Source organism: Paraburkholderia graminis, from assembly GCF_003330785.1.
Lineage (GTDB): Bacteria > Pseudomonadota > Gammaproteobacteria > Burkholderiales > Burkholderiaceae > Paraburkholderia > Paraburkholderia graminis.
Genome location: NZ_CP024935.1, coordinates 302,816 through 323,723, shown reverse-complemented (window position 1 = coordinate 323,723; position 20,908 = coordinate 302,816). Strand labels below are relative to the sequence as shown.

Below are 20,908 nucleotides of genomic sequence, written 5' to 3'. Positions count from 1 at the left end.
CGTAACCGTTGTACACGCAAGCGCGCCGGATTTGCTACGCTGAACTTCTGAGCGCGACGCCTCGGATACCGACGCATCGTCAGCCTGCATTGACCTTTCAGCGGAGTCAATAGACCGTCATGGCAAGAGATAACGAATGTGAACATTCGGGTGACGAAGCCGCCTTGCGTGAGCCCTTGAGTCAACCTTCACGGCGCCGTTTTCTACAATCGGCTGCAGCCGCGGCCACTGTCGGTGCGGCACCGCACCTTCGCGCGCAAAGCCAGGCACCCGTCGCCCCGGCCGCAGGGACTGCGCAAACTGTCCCGCCCCGGCCCGTCACCTTGAACGTGAATGGCCGCAGTTATGCGTTGCAACTCGAGCCGCGCGTCACTCTGCTCGATGCCTTGCGCGAGTACGCGGGCCTCATGGGCACGAAGAAAGGCTGCGACCGCGGACAATGCGGCGCGTGCACGGTGATCGCTAACGGACGCCGCATCAACTCATGCCTGACGCTTGCCGTGATGCACGAAGGCGAGACCATCACCACGGTCGAAGGGCTCGCGAGCAACGGCGCGTTGAGCCCGTTGCAACGCGCGTTCATCGAACACGATGCGTTTCAGTGCGGCTACTGCACGCCCGGACAGTTATGCTCCGCGACTGCGCTGCTCGAAGAGTTTCGCAACGGCACGGCGAGCGTCGTCACCGCGGATATTCGTAGACGTCCTATCAAACTTTCCGACGACGAAATTCGCGAGCGCATGAGCGGCAATATTTGCCGTTGCGGCGCGTACGCGAACATCGTGGCCGCGATCCGCGCCGCGCATGACGGCAGCGGCCAGAACGCGAGCGCCGCCGACGTCGACCACGATCACCACGATCACGCGTGAGGCAAGCACGAGCATGGATGCGATCTCTTACGAACGCGCCGCCGATGTCGCCGGCGCAGTGCGAGCGGCGCAGCAACCGGGCGCGGTGTTCATCGGCGGCGGCACGAATCTGCTCGATCTGATGAAGGGCGGTGTCGAACGGCCGGTGCGGCTCATCGACATCACGCATATCGGCGGACTCGACGACATCACGACGCTGCCTGGCGGCGGCATCCGCATTGGCGCGCTGGTGCGCAATAGCGATGCCGCGAATCATGCGCTGGTGCGCGAACAATATCCGCTGCTCTCGCAGGCGTTTCTATCGGGCGCATCGGCGCAATTGCGCAATATGGCGACCGTCGGCGGAAATCTGCTGCAACGTACGCGCTGCGGCTACTTTTACGACACCGCGTTTTCACAGTGCAATAAGCGCACGCCGGGCAGCGGCTGTGCGGCTCTCGAAGGCCACAACCGCATGCACGCGATTCTCGGCGCGAGTCCGCAGTGCGTCGCGGTGAATCCGTCGGATATGAGCGTCGCGCTCGCGGCACTCGACGCTGTCGTGCGCGTAAGTGGGCCGACTGGAGAGCGAAGCATTCCGTTCGCGGAATTTCATCGGCTTCCGGGCGACAGGCCCGATGTCGATACCACGCTGCGCCCAGGCGAACTGATCACCGCGGTCGATCTTCCGCCACCGCTTTTCAGCGCGCATTCGCACTATCTGAAAGTGCGTGACCGCGCCAGTTACGCATTCGCATTGGTCTCGGTCGCCGCCGCATTGCAGATGGATGGCGAACGCGTGCAGACCGCGCGCATCGCACTCGGCGGCGTCGCGCACAAGCCCTGGCGAGCAAGTGCCGCCGAGCAGCTACTGAACGGCCAGCCGCTCACGCAAGCCACGCTGAACCGCGCCGCTGCCGCCGCGTTGAACGATGCCAGGCCGCTGCGCGATAACCGCTTCAAGGTGCACCTCGCGCAACGCGCGATCGTGCGCGCCGTGAACGAAGCAGCGGGCCGGCCGGGAGGTCTCGCATGAATCTGATCGGTCAACCGTTCGACCGCACCGACGGTCTGCTCAAAGTAACCGGCGAAGCGCGCTATGCGGCGGAGTTTCCGGAGGCGCGTCTCGCGCATGCGGTGCTCGTCACGAGCACGATTGCACGCGGCACCATTGCATCGATCGATGCGAGCCGCGCGCAAGCCGTGCCCGGTGTGCTGCTGGTGATGACGCATGAGAACGCGCCGCGTCTGCCGAACGGCGGCAAGGCGCAATTGGCGCCGCCTGCGGGGCGTCGGCTGTCGCTGTTGCAGGACAACGAAGTGCATTACAACAACGAGCCGGTTGCGGTGGTCGTCGCCGATACGCTCGAGCATGCGACCGACGCCGCGCGTCAGTTGCGCATCACGTATCGGGCGAGCGCGGCCACGCTCGACTTTGCGCAGGCCAAGGCCAACGCGCATGCGCCCGACAAACCGCAGGGACGTCAAACGGATACGCAGCGCGGCAGTTTCGACGACGGCATGCGAAGCGCCGCCGTGCATATCGACGCGACCTACACGACGCCGATCGAGCATCACAACCCGATGGAGCCGCACGCGACGATGGCGCGTTGGGACGGCCCGCAACTCACGCTCTACGATTCGACGCAAGGCGTGAGCGGCGAAGCTCAGGCAGTGGCGAAGACGCTCGGCATTTCGCCCGGCGACGTGCGCGTGATTTCGCCGTTCGTCGGCGGCGGCTTTGGGTGCAAGGGCTCGTCGTGGTCGCATGTGTCGTTGTGCGCGATGGCGGCGAAACAGACAGGACGTCCGGTGCGGCTCGTGCTCGAGCGGCCGCAGATGTTCGGCCCGGTCGGCGCGCGTCCGCACACGGAACAGCACCTCGTGCTGGCCGCGCGGCGCGACGGCACGCTCACCGCGATACGTCACGACAGCATTTCGAACACGTCGATGATCGAGGACTGGACCGAGACCTGCTGCATGGTCACGCGCATGCTGTATGCGGTGCCCAATCAGGTGACCACGCACCGGCTCGTGCCGCTCAATGTCGGCACGCCGACCTTCATGCGCGCGCCCGGCGAGACGACCGGCTCGTTCGCGCTCGAGTCCGCGATGGACGAGTTGGCCGTCGCGCTCAGGATGGACCCGCTCGCACTGCGCCTGAAGAATTACGCGGAGGCCGATCCGCAGGAAAACAAGCCGTGGTCGGGCAAATCGTTGCGCGAGTGCTATCAGGTCGGCGCGGAAAAATTCGGCTGGTCGCGGCGCAATCCCACGCCACGTTCGATGCGCGACGGCAACACGCTGATCGGCATGGGCATGGCGACATGCACGTATCCGGCCAATCGCAACGAAGCCGGCGCGATCGCGCGAATCCTGCCGGACGGCACGGCGATGGTGGCGTCGGGCACGCAGGACATCGGCACGGGCACTTACACGGTGATGACCCAGGTCGCCGCCGATACGCTCGGCTTCGCGCCGGAGAACATCCACTTCGCGCTCGGCGATTCGTCGCTGCCGAAGGCGCCGGTGTCGGGCGGATCGCAGTCGGCGGCGAGCGTTGCGCCGGCCGTGCGGGACGCCGCCAACGCGGCGCGCGCGCAACTGATCGCGCTCGCGTTGGCGGACCCGGCTTCGCCGGTGCACGGCATCCCGCCCGACGACATCACCGTGGAAAACGGCTGGGTGACGAGCCGCTCGCAACCGGCGAAGCGCGATCCGGCCGCGGCGATCATCGCGCGTGCGGGCGGCAAGCCGATCGAGGCGACGTCCACCGTCAAACCGGGCGACGAAAAGCAGAAGTACTCGTTTCACTCGTTCGGCGCGGTGTTCGTCGAAGTGCGCGTGGATGCGGACCTCGGCACGATTCGCGTGCCGCGCGTCGTCGCCGTGTATGACGTTGGGCGCGTGCTCAACGAGAAGACGGCGCGCAGCCAGATGCTCGGCGGCATTGTGTGGGGCGTGGGCGCGGCGTTGCAGGAAGAGTCGTCGCTCGACACGCGCTATGGGCGCTTCACGAACGCGAACCTCGCGGAATATCACGTGCCGGTGAACGCGGACATCGGCTCGCTCGACATCACGTTTCTCGACCGGCCGGACCCGTACATCAATTCGCTCGGCGTGCGCGGCATCGGCGAAATCGGGATTACGGGCGTGTGCGCGGCGCTCGCGAACGCGGTGTATCACGCGACCGGTGTGCGCGTGCGCGATCTGCCGGTGACGCTCGACAAGGTGATGCAGCCGACGCGCGTCTGAACGCATGGCGGGCGCTTGCCTCGGGTTGCATTGCGCCGCACAATCGGAGGCACTTTCATTCTCCGGTGCCCGCTCATGGCTTACTCGTCGCTTGCCACTGGCATTTTGCTTGCCGCAGGCGTCGGCTCGCGCTTCGATCCGCAGGGCGTGCAAAACAAGCTGCTCGCGCGACTGCCCGACGGCACGCCGCTCGCCCACGAAGCCGCGCGCCGGCTGTTGCTGGTCGTGCCGACGGTGCTGGCCGTGGTGCGGCCGGGCGCCGAAGCGCTCGCGCGTCTGCTGAACGAGGCCGGTTGCGACGTGGTGTTCGCGGCCGCCGCCGAACGCGGCATGGGCGCGAGCCTCGCCGCGGGCATCGAGGCCAGCGACGACGCCGAAGGCTGGATCGTCGCGCTCGCCGACATGCCGAGCATCCAGCCGTCGACGATTGAAGCCGTTGCGCGGACGCTCGACGGCGGGGCGTCTATCGTCGCGCCGTTTTATGAAGGGCAGCGTGGGCATCCGGTGGGGTTTGGCGCGGAACATCGCGAGGCGCTGATGTCGCTCGATGGAGACAGCGGCGCGCGTTCGTTGCTGATGTCTGGGCGTGTGGTGCGGCTGGATGTCGACGATGCGGGGGTTTTGCGGGATGTGGATACGCCGGGGGATTTGCGGGGGGTGGGGGCGGGTTAGCGGGGCTGAAGTGGTGGTTGGGACCGGTCTCGTTTGGCCGGCAACCACGGGTAGTGTGGAGTCGGCGGGTAGCGTGGAGTCAGCGGTGCGGAGTCGGGCGGTTGTGCGGAGCCGGGCGGTTGACTTCGGAGCTGCGTTGGGCGTTGGGCGTTGGGCGTTCGGCGCAGGGCGTTGGCCCCTGCCCGCTGTGCGCTCGCCGTGAGCCTTGGCGTGCAGCAAACCGCAGGCTTGCGTCGACCCAGGCTTGAGCGCATACTGTATATCCATACAGTATTCTTGGACGCGCCACTAGCTGCCGCTCGCCGCGTGCCCCCGGCCGCAACCCTTCGCATGAACCGCATTTCCATTTACCCGTCTTTCAGCGCCTGGCGCGACGCCGCACGCTTGCTGTTGCGGCATGGCGTGCAGCCGGAGCGGATCGAATGGATTGAGTGCCCGGAGACGGCGCAGGAGCCTGCGGGCACCATCGGTTGCAATGGCGCAGGCGCGGCGCTAAATCAGCCGCTTGCCGATGCGTCGGGTGCATCGGGTGCATCGGGTGCGTCGGGTGCGTCGGGTGCGTCGGATGCGTCGGACATGTTGCAAGCCGCGCCCGCGTCGGACACGTCGCACCCGTCTCACGCGTCAGCAACCCCGGACGCAGCAAACGGCCTCGCGGCAACAACCGCCATCCCACGCGAGCTACTCGCCTGGCTGAAAGCAGCCGCCTGTTTCCGCGCGCCCGACCGCTGGGCGCTGCTCTATCGAGTCCTCTGGCGCTGGACGCGCGGCGAACGCGACGTTCTCGACCTCGGCGACAGCGACGGCGCATTGCTCGATCAGCGCGTGCGCGCCGTCGAGCACGAAACCGAGGACATGCTGAACCTGACCTTGTTCAGAAGACGCGATCCGTCGATGGGACCGCCCGAGTTCGTCGGCTGGTACGAACCGCATCACGATCTGCTCGAGTACGCGGCCGAGCGCTTCGCGGCGCGCATGGGCTACTCGACATGGATGCTGGCCACGCCACGAGGCGCCGCGCTCTGGAACGGCATGCTGCTGCACATATCGCAGCCGGTGTCTGAGCACAGCGTCGACGTTCCGACCGAAGACGCAATGACGGGCGAAGCCGTCACCAGCGAGTCCACTGAAGCGCTCTGGCTCGGCTACTACGAGGAAGCCGTCAGCGGCGAGACGCCGCCGGTGCCGCTTCGGTACTGGAGAGCCCCGCCCGAAGGGCCGCCGTTGCCCGCGCAACTCGGGCGCGAGCGCATCTGTCGTCGCGGACAAAACGCTGTCGTGACCGTACCGGCTGCTCCGCCGGCGGAATATTCCGCGCTGACGCCACCGCTGCGCGAGCCCACCGGTCCGCTCGATACCTGCCGACGTTGCGCGTTATGGCGCAACGCGAAGCAGCCGGTGCCGGGTGCGGGTGCGGGTGCGGGTGCGGGTGCGGGTGCGGGTGCGGGTGCGGGTGCGGGCGGCAGCGTGAGTGCCAACGCCGATGCGCATACAAATTCCACTGCCCCCGCCACTCCCCCAATCATGGTCGTCGGCGAGCAACCCGGCGAGTATGAAAACCAGCACGGCGTGCCCTTCACCGGACCGGCCGGTCAGTTGCTCGACAGCGTGCTCGCCCGCGCCGGACTCGAACGCGCGGAGCTCTATCTGACGTATGCGGTCAAGCATTACAAGTGGGAGATCGTCGGGCGGGAGCGCATTCATCGCACGCCCGCGCAACGCGAGGTGGAAGCCTGTCAGTACTGGCTCGAAAAAGAACTCGCGCAGCTTGCGCCGCGGGTGGTTGTCACGTTAGGCCCGACGGCGTTGAAAGCGCTGACCGGCGCGCACGTCAACCTGTCGGAATATGCGGGGCGCACGATCAGTCATGGCGGCTGCGTCATCGTGCCGACCTGGCATCCGGCGTATGCGTTGCGAACCGCCGACGCTCGCTTGCGCGACGACATCGTTGCAAGAATCGCGACTGCGTTCAGGTGGGCGGCGGAACTGGCGGGCGACGCTTCCGAGCGTCGGTGACAACCGCCTAAGCCACGCCATCGCTCGGGCGTGCACAGGCACATGGCTTGCGCAAACACTCATAGCTATGCGTGAGCGCCGCAGAACGGCGAACCGACAGTGAACCGACCGCGAATGAACCGCCAATCGACCGCGAATCAACCGCGCAACTCGTTCCAATTCCGCCTAAGCTGATGTGACGCCGCGATTGTCACGCAACGCTACGCCGTCGTTGAAGCGGCGCACGCGTTCGAAACCACCGACTGCCCATGAGCGAAACCAGCCCGCGCCTGTTCATCGTGTCACCGCATTTCGACGACGCCGTCTTCAGTTGCGGCGCATTGCTCGCTGCGCATCCGGACGCCGCGGTCTGCACGGTATTCGCCGCGCCGCCCGAGCATACGATGCACACCGAATGGGATGAAAAGTCGGGTTTCGTCAACGCCCACGAAGCGATCCACGAGCGCACGTTCGAAGACAACCGCGCGCTCGAATTGCTCGACGCGATTCCGCTGCGCATGCCGTTTCGCGAAAGCCAGTATTCCGATTCGCCGTCCATCAGCAAAATGGCGGCCGCCCTCGAGGAAACCATCTATCGAACCACGGCCAACACGTTGCTGATGCCGCTCGGGCTGTATCACGACGATCACGTGCGCGTGTTCGAAGCGTGCTGCGAGATCCTGCCGCGGCTGTCGCATCTCGCCTGGTTCGGTTATGAGGAAGCGATTCACCGGCGCACGCCGGGGGTCGTGCAGGCGCGCCTCGCCGATCTCGCGCAGCGCGGCATCGTGGCGACGCCGGCCAATCCGAGCGCCGGCCACACGATCGACATGCAGCGGCGCGCGCAGATCAAGCGCGAAGCCGTTCACGCATACCAGAGTCAGTTGCGGGCGTTCGGGCCGGGCAATTACGACGACGTCTTCGCCACCGAGCGCTACTGGCAACTGAGCGTGGGCCGTCGCGTGAAAAGGTAGCGGAACACGCGAAAAACACAGCGGGAAGCGTAGGCAAAAACGCAGGCGAAAGCGCCGACAAAAAGCGCCGCCGCGAAATCCCGCCCGACAGCAAAACCGCCTACCCTTGAAGTGAACCGCACGCGCCGTCGCGCTATCGCACAACTCTCAACCACAGGTGATGCAATGAGCTACGACATGCATACGAGCCCGATCCCCGATCCCAACGCCGACCCGACGCGCGACCCGGAAGGCGATCCGCTGACACCGCCGTCGCCCGGTCATCACAACGACGAACCACAGCGCCCCGAAGGACCGCCCGACAAAGACCCGGTGTGAGCCGCGAAGCGTTAGCAAATCAGCCGCGAACCGACAGCCGCGTGCATAAACCGCACACGACATGCGGGCACGCGACGGCGGCACGGCGGCACACCCGCACCGCAATCAGTTCGTCAGTTCGCTGAAGCCCTGCAACAGCCGGTCGATGTCGGCGGCGTGGATGTCACCCATCGTCGAGATACGGAACAGTTCCGCCGACAGCCCGCCCTGCCCGGCATAGATCACGAAGCCGCGCGCCTTCAGCGCGTCGTGCAATTGCGGATACGTGACGCCGTTCGGCAGCCGGTACGCGCGCAACACGACCGACGACTCCTGCGGCGCCAGCACGCTGCCGATGCCGCGCTCGGCCAGCCCCGCGCGCGCCTGCTCGGCGAGCGCCGCATAGCGCGCATGACGCGCGCGCCAGCCGCCTTCGTCGGCGATTTCGCGCAACGCTTCGACCAGCGCGTAGTACGCGTGAACCGACGGCGTGAACGGCGTATTGCGCTGATCCTGCAGGCGCGCGAGCCGTCCGAGGTCGAGGTAGTACGTGCGGCTCGCCGCCTGTGCAAGCGCCGCACGGCGCACCAGCACGAACGACGCGCCCGGCACGCCGTGCAGGCACTTGTTGGCCGTCGCGGCGACGGCGTCGAGACTCGTATCGGCGAAGTCGATCGCCTCGGCGCCGAAGCTGCTCACGCCATCAACCAGCAAACGCAGACCGCGCGCGCGGCACAGCGCACCGAGCGCGGCGAGATCGTTCAGCCGTCCGGTCGTCGTTTCATGATGGATCACCGCGACGTGCGTGAACGCCTTGTCCGCGTCGAGACGTTCGGCGATTTTCGCGAGGTCTGGCGCCTGCATCCAGTCATGCTTGAGCGCTTCATGTGCAATGCCGTATTGCGCGGCGATCTGCGCGATACGCTCGCCGTACACGCCGTTTTCCACCACCAGCAGCTTGCCGTTTTGCGGCACCAGCGCGGCCGTCATGCTTTCGACGGCGGCCGTGCCCGAACCCGTCATCAGCACCGCTTGCCATTCGCTCGCGTCGAGGCCGTAAAGGTCGACGAGACGCGTGCGCGCCTCTTCCTGCAAATCGAAAAACTCGCTTTCGCGATGGCACAGGTCCGTCTGCAACAGGCTGTTGCGAACGCGTTCGGTGAGCGTCACGGGGCCGGGATTGAGCAGCAGCATGGGCGCGTATTCCTTTGACTTCAGGCGGCGCCGATGTGACGCATCAAACGCGTTTTCACATCGGGCGGAGTGATGGTGGGACGCGGCAAGCCGTCAGGCGTGCCGCGACGAATGACGAGGCGCGCAAAGCGCGGACCGTCGAGCGGCGCGGATTCGAACAGCGCGTCGAGCACAGCGGGATCGTCGCTTTCGACCGCCGACGCATAGCCGCACGCCGCCGCGACGCCCGCAAACGAGACCTGCGGCGACACCGTCGCCTGCCCGCCCGTGGAGTCGTGCGCGCCGTTATCGAGCAGTACGTGCGTGAGATTCGACGGACCGTAAGCGCCGATTGTCGCGAACGCGCCCATGCGCATCAGCGCCGCACCGTCGCCGTCGAGCGCGACCACATGCAGGTCCGGACGCGCGAGCGCGAGACCGAGTGCGAACGGCGTGACACAACCCATCGAGCCGACCATGTACAACTGGTTGGGACGATCGTCGATCGCGTAAAGCTCGCGTCCGCAAAAACCGGTCGACGCGAGCACGACCGTCGATTCGAGCGGCGTGTGCGCGATCACCTTCTTCAACGCGTCATGACGCGACGCGAGTTCGCTCGCCGCCACGCCGGTGAATTGCGAACGCGGCGCGACCGGCGCACGACGCGCGCCCGCATCGCCCGCCTTCAATTCGTATGGCGCGACGCTGCCCTTTTGCATCACGAGCGCGTACGGGCGGCCCGTTTGGTCCATATGGGCGATCGCGCGATCCAGCGTGGGGCCGATTGCGTCGGCTTCGGTCGGAAACGTCTCCCACGGAATTTCCATCGTGTCGAGCATCGCGGGCGTGACCGGTCCCATCAACGCGTGCTGCGGTTCGTCGGCGACGCCGGGTTGGCCGCGCCACGTGACGATCAGCAATTGCGGCAAACGGAAGGTCCACGTGAGCGACGTCAACGGACTCACGGCGTTGCCGAGGCCCGAGTTCTGCATCATCGTGATGCCGCGGCGGCCGTTGCGCGCGCCGAGAGTGACGCCGCCGATCAACGCAACCGCATCGCCCTCATTCGCCGCCGACACGTAGTGCAGCGACTCGTCCTGCAACACGTAGTTGATGAACGGCGTCAGATACGAGCAAGGCACGCCCGCATACCAGTCGAAGCCGCGCTCGCGCGCCGCCTCGACAAACTGTGCTGCTTCGATCATTGCGCCGCTCCGCTCGCTGCGTCGGAGGCCGCACCGCCGACCGATGCCGCGAGCGGCGTCTGTCCGTGCGCGAAGTCGCCGGCGCGGCGGAAGTCTTCGAGATCGTTGACGCCGCGCCAATGGCCGTGCACGTATTGCACTTCGATCGACTCGCCTGCTTCGATCAGCGCGTTCAGCAACGCGGGCATGTCGAGCGATGCAAAGTCGGCGCGCGCCTGCAATTGCGCCATGACAGTCTGCAGACGCTCGCGGCCTGCGCCACGCACGTTGAGCAAACCGACCCAGCGGCCATGCGGCGTTTGTGCGGCGATCGCCGCCGACGCCTCCTGTCCGCTCGACACATGGCGCAATACGACCTTGTTGCCGAACAGGCCGCGGTCGTCGGAAGCCGAGCACCACGCGAAGTCGCGCACGCTGGCGTTTTCCGCATCGGTCAGCGAAGAATCGACGACCACGCTGAAGGCCGCCTCGCTCTCCACCAGATCGCGCAGGATGTAGCTGCGGAACAGCAGATCGCCGTACGAGATCACGGTGTCGCCCGAGAGCTTGTCGAGCGCGCACGCGAGCGACGCGAGTTCGCCGGTTTGCTCGTGCTTGTCATTGACGACGAGCTTGATGCCCGCCGTATCGATTGCATCGGCGCGATAACCGCCGACCACCGTGATGTCGTTGACGCCCTGCTTCTTGAACGCGTCGACGAGCCAGCGCAGCAGCGGCTTGCCCGCAACCGGCAGCATCACTTTCGGACGGTCTTCGGTGACGGCCTCGAGGCCCTTGCCGCGGCTCGCCGCGAGCACGACCGCGGCGCCTGCCGCGCGGCCGCTCGACAGATAGCGGTCTTCCGCTTCCGAATACTCGTCGGCGTCCTGCAAACGGAAAATTTCGTTGACCGCGGCGATGCGGTCTTCCACGTTGACGAGCGTTTGGCTCGTGTGGATTTCTTGTGCGACCGCCTGCATCGCCGACGTGGCCGCGCGAATCAGATGGTTCGCCCAGATCACGGTGCTGATGCCGGCTTCGCGGAACACTTCGGTCGGCGTGCTGTAGTACTTGGTCGGCACGATCACGAGCGGCCCGCGGCCCGCCCACTCGCGCGCGAACTCGAGAATTTCGTCGGGGCGCGAGAGCTTGCTGTGAATCAGGATCGCGTCGGCGCCGGCGCGGCGGTAGGCTTCCGCGCGGCGCAGCGCTTCTTCCATGCCCCAGCCGGCAATCAGCGCTTCCACGCGCGCGACGATCGAAAAATTCTCGTCCGATTGCGAGTCCTTGCCGGCCTTGATCTTGCCGCAGAATTCGTCGATGTCGGCAAGCGGCTGCGCCTCGCCGTTGATGAAGCTATTGGTCTTCGGGAACTGCTTGTCTTCGATGCACACGCCGGCGATGCCGCGTTGTTCGAGCTTGCGCACAAGGCGGCGCACGTTGTTGAAGTTGCCGTAGCCGGTGTCGCCGTCGAGCAGGATCGGCAGATCGCTTGCGTCGGCCATGAATTCGAGGTTGTCGACGACCTGGGTCCAGCTTGCCTCGTTGTTGTCGCGCACGCCGAATTGCGCGGAGATCGCGAGGCCCGAGCCCCAGATCGCCTTGAAGCCGGCTTCGCGGACGATGCGCGCGGAGAGGCCGTTATGCGCCTCCATCATGAATTCGAGTTCGCTGCTGACAAGCATCTGGCGCAGACGTGCGCTGCGTGAAGAAGAGACGAAGGCGGGTTCGCGGGCGTTCATATTCTGTACTCCTGGTGGCGGGCTTATTGGCGGGGCCTGCTTGCGGGTTTATCGGCGCTCTTTTTGCCCGGCTGGCGACTGGAAAATGGCGACTATAGCGGAATTTTCATTTAGTCGTCATTTAGACGGCTGTGCTTTTGCTGTATTGCTTTTAAGTGGAGAAATGTGTCGATTTTTGCAGCGCAGGCGCGCTGGCAAGCGCTTTGGAATTGAGTGGCGTTTTGTGGTTTATTGATGCGAAGGCTTGCCGGGTTGGGTTGGTGCGCGTCGTCGCGGAATTAATTCCATTTCTCGGCACCGGCTTTTTATTAATCAGAGAATCGTCGCTGCGAATAATGCTTTTTATTAACTGCGCAGAATTAAATAAATGCTTTCGCATCAGGTGCATTACCTCCGCCCACACCCTTTAATCAGACGAAACGCGCCTGGCAAAGGGTTTCCCCTGCCCTCATGAGCAAAGTGAAACCTGCCGTAAACAGAGTCAGCGAGAAGCACACAGCCCAATCCGATCGACCCTTTGCCAAGCACCACTCTTTGCTATGACTCTGAACAAAAAATTAGCCTCAATGATCGCCGTCCTGTGGTTCGGCCTGATTCTGATCGGCGGCTTCGGCGCATGGCAAAACCGTGCGTCGATGGTTAGCGACCGGCGCGACCAGCTCACGTCGCTGATCGATCAGGCGAACCACGTGGTCGCCCGTTACTACGCAATGGCGCAACAGCACGCCATCACCGAAGACGAAGCGAAGAAGCAGGCGCTCGCCACGCTCGAATCGATGCGCTACGGCAAGGACGGCTACATCTCCGTGAACGACTCGCAGCCCGTGATGCTGATGCATCCGTTCAAGAAAGAGATGGTCGGCAAGAACCTCGCGCAGTTCGCGGATCCGGCGGGCAACCATCTGTTCGTGGATATCGTGAACGCGGGCAATCACGAAGGCGGCGGCTTTGTCGACTACCTGTGGGCGAAGCCGGGCAGCGAGAAACCCGTGGCGAAGACCAGCTATTCGCAGCACTTCCAGCCGTGGGACTGGTATGTCGTCACCGGCATGTACATGGACGACGTGCAGCGCGCGTTTTACGCGAGCCTGTTGCGCTGGCTCGCGATCACGGTTGCGCTCGGCGGCATCGCCACGGGCATCATGCTGCTCGTGTTGCGCAGCGTGCGCCGCTCGCTCGGCGGCGATCTGGAAGTGGCCGTCGAACATGCGCAACTGATGGCGGGCGGCAATCTCGCCGTGCGCGTGCCGGTCAAGGACAACGACGCCGGCAGCTTGCTGCATGCGTTGCAAACCATGCAGGCCGGTCTTGTCGATACCGTTTCGCGGGTGCGCGCCGGTACGGAAAACATCAACGTCGGCGCGAGCGAAATTGCCGCCGGCAACACCGATCTGTCGCAACGCACGGAGGAACAAGCCGCGGCGCTGGTGCAGACGGCGTCGAGCATGGATCAGATGACGGTCAACGTGAAGCAGAACGCGGACAGCGCGCAACAGGCGGCAGAACTGGCGGGCCAAGCCGCCGACGTCGCCACGCGCGGCAGCCGCGTCGTCGACGACGTGGTTCGCACGATGGGCGAGATCACGACCAGCTCGCGGCAGATCGGCGACATCATCGGCGTGATCGACGGCATTGCGTTTCAGACCAACATTCTCGCGTTGAACGCGGCCGTCGAAGCGGCGCGCGCGGGCGAACAGGGACGCGGCTTCGCCGTCGTCGCCGCCGAGGTGCGCAGCCTCGCGCAACGCTCGGCCACGGCCGCGAAGGAAATCAAGGCGCTGATCGAAACGTCGACGACCACGGTGGAAGCGGGCGCGTCGCTGGTTGCCAACGCGGGCTCGACGATGGGCGAGATCGTGCAGTCGGTGCGTCGCGTGAACGAGATTCTCGAGGAAATCAGCAATGCGTCGCGCGAGCAAAGCGCGGGCATCGAGCAGGTGAATCGCGCGGTCGGCGAGATGGATCAGGTCACGCAGCAGAACGCGGCGCTGGTCGAGGAAGCCGCCGCGGCCGCGCATTCGCTGAAGGATCAGGTGGGCGTGTTGCGCGAGGCAATCTCGAGCTTCGCGTTGCCCGCGTGAAGGCGCACGCACGAAGGAGCGCATGAAGGCACGCGTGAAAAAGAAGGCGCTCGACAGGCAGCGAGCGCCTCTTTAACACGCCGCGTCGAAATCGACGCATCAATCGAACGAAATGAGCCGCGCGGATTTTCAAGTCCGCGCGGCTTTTTTTACGTCTGTCGCGCGTGTTGGCTTGCGCTAATCTCGCATACAGATTACGTTCTCATTACAATGAGCGCTGCCGTAAGTTAATCCGCTGTCAGTCGGACCGCCATGATCCCGAAGAAAAAATCCCCGTCGCGCGATTCTTATGCGCCCGTCGCGAAGAACCAGTTGCTGGTTGCGCGTCTGCCGATGTGGCGCTCGAAGTTCATCGTCGTGCTGGTGTTCGCCGCGTTTGCCGCGCTCGCGGGCCGCGCGTTCTGGGTGCAGGTGGTGAACCGCGACTTCTATGTCGATCAGGGGCAAAAGCGCTATCAACGCACGATCGAACTCGACGCGACGCGTGGGCGCATTGTCGACCGCAATGGCTCGATGCTCGCCGTCAGTCTCGCGACTTACGAGATTTGGGCAACGCCGAAGCTGCTCGACGAAGCCGCGCTGCCGCCGCTTTCGAAACTGCTCGATCTGCCGCTCGCGGAACTGCGCCGCCGCTTGAACGGCGACAAGACGTTCGTGCTGCTCAAACGCCAGGTGGACGCGGACACGGCCGGGCATCTGTCCAAGCTCGGACTCGCGGGCATCACGCAGATCGCGGATTCAAAGCGTTTCTACCCGGAAGGCGAATCGGCGGCTCACGTGGTCGGCTTTACGGATATCGAGGACAACGGCCAGGAAGGCGTCGAGCTTGCCGCCAACGAACAGTTGCTCGGCGTGCCGGGCCATCGCGAAGTGATTCGCGACCGGCTTGGCCGCGTGGTGTCGGAAACACGGCCGCTCGTGCCCGCGCAGAACGGCGACACGATTCATTTGACAATCGATCGGCGCATCCAGCAACTCGCGTATGCACAGTTAAAGGACGCCATCGCGAAGCATCGCGCGGAAGCGGGCAGCGTGGTCGTGCTCGACGCGCGCAACGGCGAGATTCTCGCGCTTGCCAACTATCCGAGCTTCGATCCAAACGATCGCGCGCGCCTCACGGGCCGGCAGTTGCGCAATCGCGCGGTGGTGGACACGTTCGAGCCTGGCTCGACGATCAAGCCGGTGGTCGTCGCGTTGTCCATCGACGAAGGCAAGGTGCGGCCGCAAAGTGTGATCGACACGGCGCCTGGCTGGTACAAGATCGGCCCCGCGGTGATCCACGACACGTCGAATCACGGCGCGATGACCGTCGCCGAGGCGGTGCAGAAGTCGAGCAACATCGCGCTCGCCAAACTCGCGCTCAATCTGCCCGCCGAAAAAATCTGGGCCAAATATCAGGAGTACGGACTCGGCATGCGGCCCGAGCTGACCTTTCCGGGCGTGGCGTCGGGCAAGGTGCGTCCGTACAAACGCTGGCGTCCTATCGAGCAGGCGACGATGGCTTACGGCTATGGGCTCTCGGCGTCGCTGCTGCAGATCGCGCAGATCTACACCGCCTATGCCGGCGACGGCACCATGCACCCGGTGCGCCTCGTACGCGAGAACATCGATGCCGCGGCCGCCGCTTCGCAAACGGGCCATGCGGTCACGACGCCGGCCACCGCGCGCGCGATCCGTTCGATGCTCGAAATGGCCACAGGCGACGGCGGCACGGGGCGCGCCGCAACCGTCGAAGGCTATCGCATCGGCGGCAAGACGGGCACTGCGCGCAAGCAGGTCGGCGCGTCTTACGCGAAGAACCGTTATCGCGCGCTCTTCGTCGGCATGGCGCCGATGAGCGACCCGCGCCTGATCGTCGCGGTGATGATCGACGATCCGGCCGGCAAGGCGTTTTATGGCGGCACTGTCGCAGGGCCGGTGTTCAGCGCGGTAACGGGCGGCTCACTGCAACTGCTCGGCGTGCCGCCGGATGCGCGAGGCGTCGACGGACAAAACGCCGCACACGCATTTGCGCCGTCTTAAGTCTCGCTTAATTCTTTGCTGCAACCATGCGGCTCAACATCCCCTGTTGAGCCGCCAGATCATCGGCGGCGTTTTTTTCAGCGATGTTGCCGACGCGCAAAAGAAAGACTCCATGCCTGCGAAAAAGAAGGAGGACGAACCATGGTTGAGGACGCGGTGTTCGAGCATCTGCGCGCCATGCCTGGCAACGAATGGGTCGGGCAGATTCACTCATGCAAGGTCTCCGACCCGCTGCAGCCGCCCTGGGGACGTTCATACCGGCTTGTCGAATGGACGATGAAGCACACGCCCGAAGCGAGCCGCCGCGTAGTGCCCGCCGAGAGCACGCCGCTCGAGATCGCCCAGGCTGTCGTCTCGCATGTGCCGGGGCGGCGCTTCTGTCAGCACGGCGACGAATAGCAGAAGTCCAACGCGTCTTCGAGCCGGTCGTTGCCCCAGAACATTTCATCGCCGATAAAGAACGTGGGCGCGCCGAAAATGCCTTTGGCCGCGGCCGCTTCTGTCTGTTCACGCAGACGCAGCTTGTTCGCGTCGCTTTGCGCTTCAGCGATGATCTGCTGAGCGGGCAAGCCGAGTTTGACGAGCGCTTCGCCCACGACTTCGACGGAACCGATATCGCGGTCATGCACGAAGTTCTGCTGCATGATCTCGCGGCAATACGCAGCGATCCATTCGCGCTCGGCGCCGAGTAACGCGACGCGCATCGCCAGCAGCGCGGCGCGCGGAAAAACGCTCGGACGTGTCAGCGCGATACCGTACTTGCGGCACTGCCGTTCCATATCTTTCCAGACGTAGGCGCCCTTCTCCTTCTGCAAGACGAACGGGGAATTGTCAAAACCCAGCGCGCGAAAAATCGGCCCGAGCAGAAACGGCCGCCAATGAATACGCACGCCTCGCGCAGCAGCCTCAGCCTCGATACGCATCACGCTCAGGTAGCTGTAGTTGCTGCCGAAGTCGAACCAGAATTCGATGTCGCGCGCGGGCGCTGTGGAAGCAGTGGTGGGGTTCATCTCTTCCCTCTTGCAATGTCTGACAGTCGAGCGGCACAAGCGTGCCTATGATGACAGTCTTCGCGTTTCTCAACCGATGGTGAAAGCATGATGCGTTACCCGCTCGATCTGTGTGTCGCCATGCTTCTTGCCGCCGTCGTGATGGGCGCGTCGGTCATGCTGGCGCTGAATTGAAGCTCCGGGCAAACGCTACGCGCGCCCGCGAAAAGTCGCGATATACTGTACGTATATACAGTACTTTTCGTATGAGCAATGCGTCTTCCTCCCTTCGAGCCTCCCACGCTTGCCGAGCTGCGCGCCTTCTGGCGCGCGCGTGACGAGCGCGCGGTGCAGCGGCTCATCCTCGAAATCCAGCGGCAGCGGCTTACGCTGCTCGAACTGCGCAATCTGATCGACTGCGGCGTGCAGCAGGCGCGCGCCGCGGACCGCACGCTCGTCGAACGCGGCGAACCGCTCATGACGCTGCGTATCCGCCTCGCGCAGGAAGTACTGCGCGTCGGCGAAATCGACGATACGCGGCAAATCAGCCGCGCAGAGCAGGAAAGGCTCGCGGTGCGAACTCAGGAACAGATCGAATACGCGCGCGAAGGGCGTTTGCGAAGACAGCGCCGCAACATCTAGCCGTCGCGGCGCGCGGCCGCCCGCTTAGCGCGTTTGCGTCGCTACGCGCAGGCCGAGCGATATGAACAGCACGCCGATAATCTTGTTCTGCCAGCGGCGCAACCACGTCAGGCGTCCGACGAGTCTGCCGAGCGGGCGGATCGTCAACACGATCAGCGTCGTGTAAAGCGCGCTCATGCCGACGAAAATCAGGCCCAAGGTGGTGAACTGCAAGAACGTCGAACCGTGCTCGGGATGCACGAACTGCGGCAGAAACGCGAGAAAGAAGAGCGCGGTTTTCGGATTGAGCACTTCGGCGGGAATGGCCTGAAAGAACGCTTTCGACGCCGACACAGGTGCGCTCGCAGGCATCTCGCCGCTCGCCGGTTTTTCGCGCAAGGCCCGAATGCCGAGATAGACGAGATAAAGCGCGCCGATCCACTTGACGGCGTTGAAGGCGAGCGCCGACGTCATCAGCAACGCTGAAAGACCGACTGCCGCGCCGAGCGTATGAACGAAGTCGCCCACCGCAATGCCGAGGCCGGTGAAGATGCCGGCCTTGCGTCCTCCGTGAACCGTGCGTGTCAGAACCAGCAGGACCGCAGGCCCCGGAATCAGAAAAAGACCGAGTACGACGGCGACGAAGGTGCCTAACGTGGACAACTCGAGCATGCTGTTCATTCTGTCTCCTGGCGGTTTCCTGCTGATTGGCGGTTCCGTTCAATTCGTGCTCCGCAAAGTGTACCGCGCTCGCGCTTGTGCCTGCTTGCGGTTGCGTTGGTGCTTGCGTTCGCGCTTGCACGACAGCCCGCATCGCAAAGTCGCTATGATTCGAGTCTGGGCCGAAAGCCGGCTCCGACGTTTTTTATCGCAGGCTATTGAGCGGAATTTCCAGGTGACTTACACGTTGTCGGCGCGGCACATCCACGAACTCGAGATTCGCAAGAGCCGGTTTATTGCGTATGCGATACCCGTCGAGGATCGCGACGCCGCGATGGACGAACTGCGCCGTCTGCGCGACGAGCATCCGGCCGCGACGCATGTGTGCTGGGCGTTGCTGGCAGGCGGCCAATCAGGCATGTCCGATGACGGCGAGCCGTCCGGCACCGCGGGCCGGCCGATTCTCGAAGTGTTGCGGCATCACGATCTGGACGGCGTGCTGGCCGCCGTCGTCCGCTATTACGGCGGCGTGAAGCTCGGCGCGGGCGGCCTCGTGCGCGCCTATACGGACGCGATCGCCTCCGCGCTGCTGGACGCGCCGCGCGTCGAACGGATTGCTCAAGGATCGCTGATCGTCGAAGTCGGTTACGCCGACGAAGCCAAGGTGCGTCGCTGGATCGAAGCGGAAAGCTACGCGCTCGCCGATACCGCGCACGCAATGCTCGTGAAAATGACGGTCCGTTTGCCGGTCAATAAAATCGACGACGCGCGCCGCACGTTGGTCGATATGACGCAAGGCAAGGCCGGCTTCTTCTGATAGCGGCGCGTTCGAGTTTTATTTAGAAGATGGCTTGCGAGTGGCCGCTGTTACCATGCTGTTCTCGAACGGCGTATGAATGTACCGCCAGCACGTGCCACCACTTAAAGGGCCACTCCTCTGATCTCGACCGCCGCTTGTCCCCACGCAGCGCCCGAATCGGCGCGGCATCGTTCGCTTGTGCCGCATCTTGGGCGCCCGTCAGCGTCTATACGAATCACAATGCTCAAGGGCTGCGGCGCCGTCGCGCTGCCTTTGATGCTGTCGGCCTGCTCATGGTCGTGGTTCGGTCTCAACAGTCATAGTGCGCCGCGCGCCGCCGCTTCGTCCACGGGTTGGCTCAGCGTCGCGCCCGCGCGCGACTTCGCCTACATGCCGGCTGTCGATGGCCGCGTGTCGCCGAACCGCATCGAAAATACGGCGATGACCGTGGTCGTGCTGAAGAACGACATCAGCGAGACCGTGCGCGAGAGTGTGGCGAGCCGCCTGAAGGTGGTGGGCTTTCATCTCGACGACAGGCGCAAACTGCTGAGCGGCAGCATCGAAAAGTTCAGCGTCGACGACGTTCGCACGCCGGCGCTCTGGACTCTGCAGATGCGCTATGTCGTGACCGACGCCGTCACGCACAAGGTCGTGTTCTCGACCACCAAGACCGTCAAACGGAAGTCGCCGAAATTCACCAGCAACACCATTGCGATCGAGGACACGGTCAAGCTCAGCGTCGACGCATTGGTGAAGGACGCCGGGTTCATCAACGCTGTGAACTAGCGGGCGCGACGTAGACGTATACGTTTTACTGTGCAACGCACGGTAGCGGAGATACCAGGAGAGGCGCGCCGCCCGTTTCGCTACAATCGGAAGCAGCACATGCCGCTGCTTTTTTGCTGCGCTCTTGTGCGTGCCGCGCCAACCGCGCCGGCGCCCATGAGCACTCACTCCGCGAGGCTCCATGTCCACTACCGCCTGGCTCTTTTTTCTTCCCGCCTGCTTCGCGATCAATCTCGCGCCCGGGCCGAACAATCTCCTATCGATCAACGTCGCCGCGCGGCACGGCTTCATGACGGCGTTCCTCGGCGGCGCGGGACGGCTCGTCGCGTTCGCGGCGATGATCGTGCTGGCCGCGACCGGCCTCGCGGTCGTGCTGCATGCGTCGGCGTGGTTCTTTCTCGCGATCAAACTGGCCGGCGCCGCGTACCTGATCTGGCTTGCCATTCAACTCTGGCGCAGCGACGCGCCGGCCATCGACACCACGCAGGAACAGTGCGCATCGCTCGCGACCGTCGCGCGGCGCGAGTTTCTCGTGGCCGCCGGCAATCCGAAGGCGATCCTCGTGTTCACCGCGTTTTTACCGCAATTCGTCGACATCGCGAAGCCGATGCTGCCGCAATTCGCCGTGCTCGGCGCGAGTTTTCTCGTGCTCGAATGCGTGGCGATCGCGCTCTATTCATGGGCCGGCATGTATCTCGGCAAGTGGCTGGTGCGCGCACGGGTGAGGCGGTGGTTTAACCGATGCTGTGGGGCGTTTCTGGCTGCGATGGGGGTGGGGTTTTTGATGGTTAGGCGGGGTTAGGGCGGCGT

Annotated in this window: 19 protein-coding genes; 14 read left to right on the top strand and 5 right to left on the bottom strand. The window is 64.5% G+C overall.

Annotated elements, in window-relative coordinates; translation table 11 throughout:
- Nucleotides 1-119 precede the first annotated feature (119 nt).
- The 7 genes from CUJ91_RS19625 to CUJ91_RS34450 all read left to right on the top strand — a co-directional run bounded on the left by CUJ91_RS19625 (nucleotide 120) and on the right by CUJ91_RS34450 (nucleotide 8,062).
- Nucleotides 120-869: a 2Fe-2S iron-sulfur cluster-binding protein gene (locus CUJ91_RS19625; protein WP_114156908.1), complete on the top strand. Its 750-nt coding sequence runs from the start codon at nucleotides 120-122 to the stop codon at nucleotides 867-869.
- Nucleotides 870-882: 13 nt separating this feature from the next.
- On the top strand, nucleotides 883-1,884 hold the full coding sequence (locus tag CUJ91_RS19620; RefSeq protein WP_114156907.1) for an FAD binding domain-containing protein: 1,002 nt from the start codon (nucleotides 883-885) through the stop codon (nucleotides 1,882-1,884).
- Entirely contained in the window at nucleotides 1,881-4,103 is a 2,223-nt protein-coding gene (locus tag CUJ91_RS19615; RefSeq protein WP_114156906.1) for a xanthine dehydrogenase family protein molybdopterin-binding subunit, read from the top strand. The genes CUJ91_RS19620 and CUJ91_RS19615 overlap by 4 nt, the downstream gene beginning before the upstream one ends.
- A 75-nt stretch (nucleotides 4,104-4,178) precedes the next feature.
- Nucleotides 4,179-4,775 (top strand): nucleotidyltransferase family protein, encoded by a 597-nt coding sequence (locus CUJ91_RS19610; RefSeq protein WP_114156905.1) that lies wholly within the window; start codon nucleotides 4,179-4,181, stop codon nucleotides 4,773-4,775.
- A gap of 330 nt (nucleotides 4,776-5,105) precedes the next feature.
- A complete protein-coding gene (locus tag CUJ91_RS19605) occupies nucleotides 5,106-6,791 on the top strand; it encodes a DUF4130 domain-containing protein (protein ID WP_114156904.1) in 1,686 nt (561 codons plus the stop codon).
- 248 nt (nucleotides 6,792-7,039) lie between these two features.
- Entirely contained in the window at nucleotides 7,040-7,744 is a 705-nt protein-coding gene (locus tag CUJ91_RS19600; RefSeq protein WP_006049198.1) for a PIG-L family deacetylase, read from the top strand.
- Between the two features lie 165 nt (nucleotides 7,745-7,909).
- The gene (locus CUJ91_RS34450; RefSeq protein WP_006049197.1) at nucleotides 7,910-8,062 is read left to right on the top strand and encodes a hypothetical protein; all 153 of its coding nucleotides are present in this window, start codon (nucleotides 7,910-7,912) and stop codon (nucleotides 8,060-8,062) included.
- 105 nt (nucleotides 8,063-8,167) lie between these two features.
- On the opposite strand, the gene CUJ91_RS19595 is transcribed toward CUJ91_RS34450, so the two are convergent.
- The 3 genes from CUJ91_RS19595 to aepX are packed head-to-tail and all read right to left on the bottom strand — an operon-like array spanning nucleotide 8,168 to nucleotide 12,140.
- A complete protein-coding gene (locus CUJ91_RS19595; RefSeq protein ID WP_114156903.1) occupies nucleotides 8,168-9,235 on the bottom strand; it encodes a 2-aminoethylphosphonate aminotransferase in 1,068 nt (355 codons plus the stop codon).
- 20 nt (nucleotides 9,236-9,255) lie between these two features.
- Nucleotides 9,256-10,419: a phosphonopyruvate decarboxylase gene (gene aepY / locus CUJ91_RS19590; RefSeq protein WP_114156902.1), complete on the bottom strand. Its 1,164-nt coding sequence runs from the start codon at nucleotides 10,417-10,419 to the stop codon at nucleotides 9,256-9,258.
- The gene (gene aepX / locus CUJ91_RS19585) at nucleotides 10,416-12,140 is read right to left on the bottom strand and encodes a phosphoenolpyruvate mutase (protein ID WP_107709003.1); all 1,725 of its coding nucleotides are present in this window, start codon (nucleotides 12,138-12,140) and stop codon (nucleotides 10,416-10,418) included. Before aepX ends, aepY begins: the two co-directional genes overlap by 4 nt.
- A 539-nt stretch (nucleotides 12,141-12,679) precedes the next feature.
- Here aepX and CUJ91_RS19580 point away from each other — a divergent pair.
- From CUJ91_RS19580 to CUJ91_RS19570, 3 genes are all read left to right on the top strand, one after another.
- Complete coding sequence (locus CUJ91_RS19580) at nucleotides 12,680-14,221, top strand: methyl-accepting chemotaxis protein (RefSeq protein ID WP_029966482.1); 1,542 nt, start codon at nucleotides 12,680-12,682, stop codon at nucleotides 14,219-14,221.
- Nucleotides 14,222-14,473: 252 nt separating this feature from the next.
- A complete protein-coding gene (locus CUJ91_RS19575) occupies nucleotides 14,474-16,243 on the top strand; it encodes a peptidoglycan D,D-transpeptidase FtsI family protein (protein WP_029966484.1) in 1,770 nt (589 codons plus the stop codon).
- Between the two features lie 141 nt (nucleotides 16,244-16,384).
- Entirely contained in the window at nucleotides 16,385-16,642 is a 258-nt protein-coding gene (locus tag CUJ91_RS19570; protein WP_029966485.1) for a DUF2866 domain-containing protein, read from the top strand.
- On the opposite strand, the gene CUJ91_RS19565 is transcribed toward CUJ91_RS19570, so the two are convergent.
- Nucleotides 16,624-17,253: a 2-hydroxychromene-2-carboxylate isomerase gene (locus CUJ91_RS19565; protein ID WP_114156901.1), complete on the bottom strand. Its 630-nt coding sequence runs from the start codon at nucleotides 17,251-17,253 to the stop codon at nucleotides 16,624-16,626. The genes CUJ91_RS19570 and CUJ91_RS19565 overlap by 19 nt on opposite strands.
- Nucleotides 17,254-17,505: 252 nt before the next feature.
- Between CUJ91_RS19565 and CUJ91_RS19560 the strand changes: the two genes are divergently transcribed.
- Nucleotides 17,506-17,874, top strand: a complete 369-nt coding sequence (locus tag CUJ91_RS19560) for a hypothetical protein (protein WP_006049189.1) — start codon at nucleotides 17,506-17,508, stop codon at nucleotides 17,872-17,874.
- A gap of 24 nt (nucleotides 17,875-17,898) precedes the next feature.
- Here CUJ91_RS19560 and CUJ91_RS19555 read toward each other — a convergent pair whose 3' ends face one another.
- Complete coding sequence (locus CUJ91_RS19555) at nucleotides 17,899-18,525, bottom strand: LysE family translocator (protein WP_029966487.1); 627 nt, start codon at nucleotides 18,523-18,525, stop codon at nucleotides 17,899-17,901.
- A gap of 223 nt (nucleotides 18,526-18,748) precedes the next feature.
- Here CUJ91_RS19555 and CUJ91_RS19550 point away from each other — a divergent pair, with 223 nt between their 5' ends.
- The 3 genes from CUJ91_RS19550 (at nucleotide 18,749) to CUJ91_RS19540 (ending at nucleotide 20,900) form a co-directional block, all read left to right on the top strand.
- Complete coding sequence (locus tag CUJ91_RS19550; protein WP_114157997.1) at nucleotides 18,749-19,330, top strand: IMPACT family protein; 582 nt, start codon at nucleotides 18,749-18,751, stop codon at nucleotides 19,328-19,330.
- A 222-nt stretch (nucleotides 19,331-19,552) separates the two neighbouring features.
- Nucleotides 19,553-20,098: a hypothetical protein gene (locus CUJ91_RS19545; protein WP_114156900.1), complete on the top strand. Its 546-nt coding sequence runs from the start codon at nucleotides 19,553-19,555 to the stop codon at nucleotides 20,096-20,098.
- 181 nt (nucleotides 20,099-20,279) lie between these two features.
- Nucleotides 20,280-20,900: a LysE family translocator gene (locus CUJ91_RS19540; protein WP_053859557.1), complete on the top strand. Its 621-nt coding sequence runs from the start codon at nucleotides 20,280-20,282 to the stop codon at nucleotides 20,898-20,900.
- The last annotated feature ends 8 nt before the right edge of the window (nucleotides 20,901-20,908 follow it).